Here is a 2,447-nt window from a genome sequence, read left to right on the forward strand (position 1 = left end):
CGTCTTGACCTTGAACGTGCGTGGGCTGATGCCCTCCAGACCGATCGAGGCCATGATCTTGGCGACGGTCTTCGCCGTGACGACCTCGCCCTGGTCGCGGAGTTCGGCGGTGATCCGCGGCGACCCGTAGGTGCCGCGCGGGAGTCCTGGTGCGCCTGGGTGATTTTCACCTCGAGATCGGCGCGGCGTTGCTGCCGAGCCGTCAGCACCGTCGCCGCCACGCGTTTGGCGTGCGCGTAGTAGCCGGACGTCGAGACGCCCAGCAGCCGTGCCATGCGCCGTACCGAGAATCGCGTGCGCGTCGGTGAGGTGGCGCCGGTGGTCTCGGCGAGCTCGTCGGGGCCGGCGTACTTGGCCATCAGAGCGAACCGGGCCGGTTCTTCTGCATCGCGGCAAAGGCGAGTGGCCGGGCGGGATCTCACCGCCCGGCTCTCTCAGAACCGTGCGTAAACCTCTCGATTTACACGGCTCCCACCATCCAGTCGTCACCGTCCAGGCACAACGCCGAGCCTCCAGTGCGCGAACAGCCAAGGAACACGGCCAGCCACGTCCCTCAGCCATGCCCACGCCCGCTTCGGCCGACGTTTGAGCGACTTGTATTTCCGCACGGCCCACCGCATGAGGAAGGTGTTGATACCACGGAGGGCGGCATACAGCTCGGACTTGCGGAACCGCCCGTAGAAGGCGATCCATCCCGCCACATGCCGGTTGATGTGGGCGATGATCTCCTGAAAGGTCATGTCACTGCGTCGATGCAGACGCCATCCCCGGATCACCCGTCGGATCCGGGTCAGGTTGTCCCGGCTGACCGCGGGCGCGAAGCTGACGAAGAAGTCGCCGTGCTTGCTCTTGGCCAGCCGGGGCCGGAAGGTGTGGCCCAGGAACGTGAACTGCTCGTGCTCGTGCGAGCCCGAGCGTGTGACGTCCTTGCAGTACACCAACTTGGTCTTGGTCGGGTGCAGCTCCAGCCCGCACTCGGCCAGCCGGCCCGAGATCCTGTCCCGGACCAACTCCGCCTGGGCCTTGCTGCGGCAGTGCACCACCACGTCATCGCAGTACCGCTCGAACGGGACTCTCGGATAGTTCCGGGCCATCCACATGTCGAACGCGTAATGCATGAACAGGTTGGCCAGCAGAGGTGAGATCGACGAGCCCTGCGGGCTGCCCCGATCCCGGCTCACCAGCGTCCCGTCCGGGCACTGCATCGGCGCCGCCAACCAGCGGCGCACATACAACACGACCCACGGGGCGCTGGTGTGACGCTCGACCGCCCGCATCAACAGACCATGATCGATGGTGTCGAAGAAAGCCCGGATGTCCATGTCGACCACCCAATCGTTCTCCCAGCACCGTTTCCGGGCCACTGTCAACGCGTCATGCGCCGACCGGCCCGGCCGATAGCCGTAGGAATCCGGGTGGAACAGCGGTTCTACCTCGGGTTCCAGCACCATGCACGCCACAGTCTGCGCGATTCGGTCGGCCACGGTGGGCACCCCGAGCGTCCTGACCTCGTTTGGCTTGCCAGGCTTGGGGATCTCCACCGCGCGCACCGGCGGCGGGAAGTAGCTGCCCGACGACAACCGGTTCCAGAGCTTGAAGAGGTTCCCCTTCAGGTCCTGTTCGAACTCGGCGATCGACTGGCCGTCGACTCCCGCCGCACCCTTGTTCGCCGCGACCTTCTGATACGCCTCCCACACCAACTTCTTGGGAATATCGAACGGTTTCAACCTTGTCTCACTCACCGGCTCCTCCCACTACCGTGGTTGACCGGAGACTGAGACCGGATGGCCCGTCCCCTTCGCTCCACCCCGATTACCGAGGCTTCGTCACTACTACGGGACGGTCCGCCCCTGTGACCTGGACCGGTACTCTGCCTCTCACGGTTTCCGCCGCTTGAGGAACTCCCTCCACCCCGCCCAACCTCGGGCGAGGATTCCAGGACGACAGGTTCTCCTGTTCCATGCAAGAGCCTGAACCGCGCTCGCGCCCTCTTCACGCCGGACACCGCCAGGGCAGTCAACAGGCTGCCTCCCTGACTCATCCCAGGACCGCATACACATCCTGGTTCTGATGTCGTCTTAAGCATTTCGACGCTTCCACAAGGGTTCGGTTTCACTCGCCTTCGCGGCCCACACCTGACGCGCTCGCCGGCGCGTCTTTTCCGCGACGCTCACCACCCCGGCTCTTGACCGACGCAGCTCGCGGTGGTTTGCAGCCCCCGCCTGCACGGCTGACTGCGGAGGACCTACCTCCATCTCTTGCACAGCACCACTTCCCGACCACTGCTACACGGCGGCCTCGAAGTGTTCAGGACACACGTACGCCGGTCGGGTGGCGCGGGGGAATCTCACCCCCGCGCTCCCTCAGATCCGGGCGTAATAGTCTCCCATTACCCGGCTCTTCTCATCCTTTCACCAGAATGCGTGGACCCACCGCCAGTGCGCGAA

Annotated in this window: 2 protein-coding genes; both read right to left on the reverse strand. The window is 65.1% G+C overall.

All coding sequences use genetic code 11. The features are described 5' to 3' along the window. On the reverse strand, positions 1–561 hold a 561-nt coding region (locus D5S19_RS34020), incomplete at its 3' end, for an IS3 family transposase (protein ID WP_407641703.1). Continuing rightward, a complete protein-coding gene (gene ltrA / locus D5S19_RS03145; RefSeq protein ID WP_199730317.1) occupies positions 486–1,742 on the reverse strand; it encodes a group II intron reverse transcriptase/maturase in 1,257 nt (418 codons plus the stop codon). The genes ltrA and D5S19_RS34020, both read right to left, overlap by 76 nt. Positions 1,743–2,447: the final 705 nt, after the last annotated feature.

Origin of the sequence: Amycolatopsis panacis (assembly GCF_003600245.1) — a bacterium.
GTDB lineage: Bacteria > Actinomycetota > Actinomycetes > Mycobacteriales > Pseudonocardiaceae > Amycolatopsis > Amycolatopsis sulphurea.